The 4,156-nt window shown below is 65.7% G+C and carries 4 protein-coding genes, 4 tRNA genes and 1 pseudogene; 5 read left to right on the top strand and 4 right to left on the bottom strand.

Annotated features, from left to right (window positions below; all coding sequences use genetic code 11):
* From I6U14_RS17880 to I6U14_RS17860, 5 genes are all read left to right on the top strand, one after another.
* Positions 1–77 (top strand) — tRNA-Pro (locus I6U14_RS17880).
* Positions 78–159: 82 nt separating this feature from the next.
* Positions 160–236: transfer RNA gene (locus I6U14_RS17875), tRNA-Arg, on the top strand.
* A gap of 74 nt (positions 237–310) precedes the next feature.
* Positions 311–386 (top strand) — tRNA-His (locus tag I6U14_RS17870).
* Between the two features lie 36 nt (positions 387–422).
* A tRNA-Lys gene (locus tag I6U14_RS17865) sits at positions 423–498 on the top strand.
* A gap of 112 nt (positions 499–610) precedes the next feature.
* The gene (locus I6U14_RS17860; protein ID WP_296901190.1) at positions 611–1,813 is read left to right on the top strand and encodes an alpha/beta hydrolase; all 1,203 of its coding nucleotides are present in this window, start codon (positions 611–613) and stop codon (positions 1,811–1,813) included.
* Here I6U14_RS17860 and I6U14_RS17855 read toward each other — a convergent pair.
* From I6U14_RS17855 to I6U14_RS17840, 4 genes and pseudogenes are all read right to left on the bottom strand, one after another.
* Positions 1,786–1,920 (bottom strand): hypothetical protein, encoded by a 135-nt coding sequence (locus I6U14_RS17855; protein ID WP_296901188.1) that lies wholly within the window; start codon positions 1,918–1,920, stop codon positions 1,786–1,788. The genes I6U14_RS17860 and I6U14_RS17855 overlap by 28 nt on opposite strands.
* A gap of 312 nt (positions 1,921–2,232) precedes the next feature.
* Positions 2,233–2,589 carry a response regulator gene (locus I6U14_RS17850; RefSeq protein ID WP_296901186.1) on the bottom strand — a complete coding sequence of 119 codons (357 nt, stop codon included), beginning with the start codon at positions 2,587–2,589 and terminating at the stop codon, positions 2,233–2,235.
* Positions 2,586–3,152, bottom strand: coding sequence for a hypothetical protein (locus tag I6U14_RS17845; protein ID WP_296901184.1), 567 nt, complete (start codon positions 3,150–3,152; stop codon positions 2,586–2,588). Before I6U14_RS17845 ends, I6U14_RS17850 begins: the two co-directional genes overlap by 4 nt.
* Before the next feature lie 156 nt (positions 3,153–3,308).
* Positions 3,309–4,156, bottom strand: a pseudogene (locus tag I6U14_RS17840) (V-type ATP synthase subunit A); the annotation flags it as partial.

The following is a 4,156-nucleotide window of genomic DNA, read 5'->3' as shown; positions in this document are numbered from 1 at the left end:
CGGGGTATAGCGCAGTCTGGTAGCGCGCCTGCTTTGGGAGCAGGATGTCGGGGGTTCGAATCCCTCTACCCCGACCAACACAAGGACTGGGCGCCGGATCTGTCTGCTGAAACCGTCCTCTGGGAAGTCCGAGCCTCAGCGAGCAACAGGTCACCTCAAGCCCCGATAGCTCAGGCGGATAGAGCAGGAGCCTTCTAAGCTCTTGGTCGGGGGTTCGAGTCCTCCTCGGGGCGCCAATCGAGCCAACCGCGATCGGGAGAGGTTCGTGGGGCGCGCAGGAGTTGGCACATCGCAAATCGACAGGTCAATGGCGGACGTAGCTCAGTTGGTAGAGCACCTGGTTGTGGCCTAGGTGGTCGTGGGTTCGAGCCCCATCGTTCGCCCCAAACAGCATCGGCGCACGCTCGCGCCAACCCAAGCAAGGGCCGTTAGCTCAGCTGGTAGAGCAGTGGACTCTTAATCCATTGGTCCTAGGTTCGAATCCTAGACGGCCCACCAGTCTTATCAAGGGGTTACGGGAGACCGTAGCCCCTTTTCTTTTCCTGTCTCGGGGATGCGGCTGCGACCTGTCGCGCTATGATCGCGCCTTGCTGTCCTTCCCTCGGTACTCATGACGCGCACCACCTTCCGTCTGCTCATCGGGCTCGGGCTCATCGCCTTGGTGCTCATCGGCGCCGGCGCTTATCTCTACTTCGTCGGCACGCGCACAGTGCTGGAGCACGCCGAGGCGCTGCGATTCAGCCGTATCCAGGCGTCGCGGCTCGCCGATACCGGCACACTGCGGCTTTTCTATGCCTCCAACCGGGTGCCCAGCCCGAGCCCGGAGGGTGCGGGCGCGGATAGACGCTTTGCATCCGAGCGGCGCGACACCCTGGAGCTCGGCAGCTTCGACATCGCCGTGGAGCCGACGCTGGGCTTCGGCATGCTGCTGAACGCGAGTGACTGGCTCATCAATGAAGAGATTCGGCTCGAAGAGGTGAGGCCGCTGCTGCGGTCGGCATTCAGTGGCGAGCTGCGCGAGCAGGTGCTGGCATCTTCGTATCGCTCCCTGCTTGTGGTGGTGCACGGCTATCGCGAGACCTTCCCGTCGGCGCTGCGCAAGACCGCCTTCCTGACGCATATCTTGGACATAGACACCCCGGTGCTGCTGTTCGACTGGCCGGGGGATCAGGGGGCATCGCTCTCCGGCTACCGTCGTGCGCGTCGGGTGGCCACGGCATCCGCTGAGGAGCTGGCCGAGATGCTGGCGCTGGTGGTGGAGCAGGTAGCGCCGCAGCGGCTCTGGCTCATCGCCAACAGCCTGGGCGCGCAGGTGGTGGTGGACGCCTTCCAGCATTTGGCCGCAGATCCGGCCTTCGCGGACCGGCCGACCGAGATCGAAAACGTCGTCCTGACGGCGCCGGATGTGGGCCGGGGCGAGTTCGATACGCGCTTGCGCGAGGAGATCGAGGCGTTGGCGGGCAACCTCACCGTCTATGTCTCCTCCAACGACCGCGCGCTGCTGGTGAGCCGGCTCATCAACCGCGATAGGCGCCTCGGCGAGAGCAGCCTCGACCCGCGCAATCCGGATCAGTCGGCGGTGGCGGCGAGCTTTGCAGCGCTGATGCAGCCTGCCGACCAGCGCCTGACGCTGGTGGACGTCACGCCGGTGAACCGCACCCGCAACTTCCATAACTTCGGCCTGGAGACGCCGGAGTTCTTCGACGACCTGTTCCTGCGGCTGACCAGCCGGGAGCTCCCGGCCAGCCGCCGTCTGTATTTCGTTGAGACCGCAGACGGGCGGCGCTACTTCGTGCTGACGCGCGGGCTTTGACCAGCACTGTCATTGGCCGCGCGCCGCTCGGCGACATCCAGCAGGATGATCCGCTTCAGCTCCTCCACCGCTTTGGGATGATCGAATCCGCCGTGCCCGGTGGGCACCACCAGCTCCGACTCGGCAGCGGGCCGGACGCCGTAGGCACGTGTGCAACCGCAGTAGGGTCCACCAGCGCTGCTTCGAGGCGCCCCCGCCTCGCGGCGCCCGCCGCGCGGGCACTGTCCGGTGCCGCCCGCGGTGACGGGTTTGAGGCCGCTGCGGACAGGGTGGGCATCCGGCCCAGGCTCCTCGGTTCTTGCTGGGGCTGCGCCACAAGCGTCGCCGGCAGTTGATAGCCGGCGCGCGGCGCATTCGGGTCCTGCGGTGCCGGGTCGCGGGGCGATTGCGTGTCGGGGTGAGGCGCTCCCGTGGACCTCTCAGTGGAGTCGCGCCAGGGCGTCGTCCACCTCGGAGAAGGAGAATGGCTTCTTGACTACGAGTTCGACGCCGATCGCAGCCAGGCGCGGCGCGACCTCGTCGAGCAGTTCCGGAAAGCCGGTGATCACGATGGCGGGGGGCATACGATGCGCTGCGTAGAGCTCCTCCAGCACATCCACGCCGTTGACATCGGGCATGACCAAGTCGATGACGATGGCGTCGAAGTCCTGCCGCCGGCAGAAGATTGTGGCGAGCCGCCCATCGAAGGCCGGTACGACATCGTGGCCGCGCGCGGTCAGATGATCCGCCAGAATCGTCGCGAGGATGTGATTGTCCTCGGCAATGAGAATCTTCACGGGGCACCTCCCATGCTCGTCATGCGGTCGCTGCAGGCAGGACAGATACCGTGGCTGAGCTCGGGCAGCACGGCCTCGGCAAGCATATCCAGTGTCTGTACGGCCTCCTCCAGCTTGAGCCAGGCGCTGCGCGTGTAGACGGCTTTGCACCAACTACAGATCTGCAGTGGATGATCGCTGCGATGCGGCAGGGTCGGGTCGAGCACGGGCATCCACTCGCGGCCTTCCAAGCGCAGCACCCGGCTGCGGAACTCGATCTGGCCCTCGGGCCGCACGTCCATCCGCATCTCCATGAAGCGCCGCACGTTCGGGGAATCGCAGCGATAGCGGAAATGGATGGGACGGCCAGTCTCCCTGACGCGATCGATCAGGAGCCTATAGATATGGCGTGTCTCGGCATCCGAGATATGCGCCATCAGAGGGGACCCCAGCACCGCTTCGGCGTCGTCGGGCCCGGCGTTCTCCGCCGCGAACTCCAGCCAAGCGTCGTTGACGAAAGAAAGCCGGTCTTCCGCGTCGATGCGGTGGACAAATTCACGGTTGTCGACGTCTTGCTGGCGCATTGGCATGGGGTCCGGCTGGCGGATGTTCAGCGCAGTCTCGGGCTGAAGCACACTGACAGTATAGCGAGGCGGCGCCTCGAATCGACGAGCGACCGGGTCGCGGGCAGGGCACTGCTTTGTCGATGGCCGGGACCGAGGGCCGGCGCCGCCGCACAATCAGGCTCGAGCTTCCTCATGCGATGCTGCAGTGAGGCCCGGCGCTGCCTGATCTGCCAGCTCGGCAATGTCGCCGAGCAGCCGGTCGTAGTCCGGACTCGTCGGTGCCGCGTAGTTGAAGTTCTTGAACAGGCCCGTGAGCTTGATGAAGAACTCTCGTGCTGCGTCTTTGCTGGGGAAGCTGTAGTCCCGGTGCACGAGCTCGTAGACCCGCTCGAAGGTGAGCTGCTGGCGCTCGATGGGGGCGGACGCGTCCACCTTGTCGAAGGCGTCCTGCTGCAGGAAGACCATGTCCACGAACAGCGCCTTTTGGTAGGTCAGGTAGTCGGCGATGGTGACGCCTTCCTCGCCGGTGACCTGCATCATCTGCTGCACGGCGTCGCCGCGGCGCAGCAGCTCTTGAATCTGCTTGACCCGCGGCACCCAGCTCGGGTTGATATGCCGGGCGTACCAGTCGGCGAGCTGGTCCAGATACCGCGACCAGGAAATGAGCGGGTCGATGGCGGGGTAGAAGCGCTTGTAGGCCCGGTCGTAGGAGAGCCCCAGAAAGGTCTTGACGGTGGCCAGTGTGGACTGCGTCACCGGCTCCTCGAAGTTGCCGCCGGCGGGGGAGACAGTGCCGATGAGGGTCAGGCTGCCCTCGGCTTCGTCGGCGGTGCGGAAGACGCCGGCGCGCTCGTAGACGCTGCGGATGGAGGAATCCAGATAGGCCGGAAAGGCCTCCTCGCCCGGGATCTCTTCCAGGCGCCCGGAGGTCTCGCGCATGGCCTGGGCCCAGCGCGAGGTGGAGTCCGCGAGCAGCAGCACGTGGTAGCCCATCTGGCGGTAGTACTCGCCGAGGGTGATGC

The organism is Thiohalocapsa sp., assembly GCF_019695415.1.
In the GTDB taxonomy this organism is placed as follows: domain Bacteria; phylum Pseudomonadota; class Gammaproteobacteria; order Chromatiales; family Chromatiaceae; genus Thiohalocapsa.
Note: the sequence above shows the minus strand (reverse complement) of the source record. Positions and strands in the feature narration are given on the sequence as shown.

Bases quoted from the DNA above. Each gene is read 5' to 3' on its own strand.
- I6U14_RS17860 (WP_296901190.1), top strand. From the start codon at position 611: ATGACGCGCACCACCTTCCGTCTGCTCATCGGGCTCGGGCTCATCGCC.
- I6U14_RS17845 (WP_296901184.1), bottom strand. From the start codon at position 3,152: ATGCGCCAGCAAGACGTCGACAACCGTGAATTTGTCCACCGCATCGAC.